This window comes from Vibrio sp. 2134-1 (assembly GCF_033339495.1).
The window spans coordinates 1-1292 of the sequence record NZ_JAWOUS010000090.1 but is presented as its reverse complement, the minus strand read 5'-3'; the positions used below and the strand labels follow the sequence as shown (position 1 = coordinate 1292).

Here is a 1292-nt window from a genome sequence, read left to right as displayed (position 1 = left end):
GCTGAGTGATGAGCCTCATCAAGCATTCCTTGAGAGAAGCTCATGAAGGAGGGAATACGTCCCCTCCTTCTAACTACATCATGTGATTATTCAACCACTAGGTCACCGAAGTAAGGCATAACCATTGGGTTCACAATGTCTGCTGCTTTCACGTTAGACTTCGCGCCCCACGCTTCACTTTGCCAGTGTAGCGGTACAAATGCTGCGTCGTTGTAAAGCGTCGCTTCAACGCCTTTTAGCATTTCTGCACGTTTCGCTGGATCCGTTTCCACGTTCGCTGCTTCTACAATTTTGTCCATTTCTGGGTTTGAGTAGTAACCACAGTTATACTGGCCACGACCTGTCTCTTCGTTACGAGTCATTGTTAGGAACTCGTTGAAGTTCGCAGAGTCTTCAGTGTCTGAGTGCCAACCGATCATCAGCATGTCACCCGCACACTTATCAAACTCTGGCCAGTATTGCGCTTTTGGCATGGTTTTCAGATCAACCTTAATACCAATCTTAGACAACATTGCCGCCGCAGCCTGTGCAACTTTTGCATCGTTCACGTAACGGTTGTTTGGCGCAATCATAGTTAGGGCAAAGCCGTTCTCGTAGCCCGCTTCTTTCATCAGCTCTTTAGCTTTCTTCAGATCGTAGCGAGGAACCAGTTTTTCGTTGTGGCCAACGTAACCCGCAGGGCTTTGCTGACCAGCAGCTGTCGCGAAGCCTTTCATGATTTTCTTCACGATGCCTTCGTTGTTGATCGCATGCACGATAGCTTGACGAACGCGCACGTCTTTCAACGCTTCATTGCTGTTTTGGTTCATTTGGAACGTGATGATTCGCGTACCAGGTAGTGTCACGAGATCGATGCCTTTCGCATCTTTCACACGTTGGTGATCGTTTGGCGCTACAGGGTGAATCATATCGACGCCACCAGAAAGAAGCGCAGCCACACGAGTCGCGTCTTCTTTGATTGGTACTAGCGTTAGCTTATCAACGTTACCTTTCGACGCTTTATCCCAGTAATCTTTGAAGCGTTCAAATTCCACTTTTACGCCTTGTTCACGTGATGTCACGATGAATGGGCCAGTACCGGAAACGTGAGTCGATGCAAATGAGTTACCGTGCTTCACTAGTTCAGACTTGTCTTTACCGTCTTCTGTCTTACCTGAGTAGAACTTGCTGTCCATAGGGAAGATGTACGTCGCCGTTTGCAGAACAAGTGGGTATGGACCTTTAGTAACCAAATCGAACGTGTAGTCATCCACTTTTACGATTTTCTCGTACGGGTCGAAGATCGCTTTAAA

1 protein-coding gene is annotated in these 1292 nt (G+C 47.6%); it reads right to left on the bottom strand.

Features of this window, described 5'->3' with window-relative positions; all coding sequences use genetic code 11:
* Positions 1–86: 86 nt before the first annotated feature.
* Positions 87–1292 (bottom strand): ABC transporter substrate-binding protein (locus R7R78_RS24055; RefSeq protein WP_225474363.1); only part of this gene is annotated, 1206 nt, incomplete at its 5' end.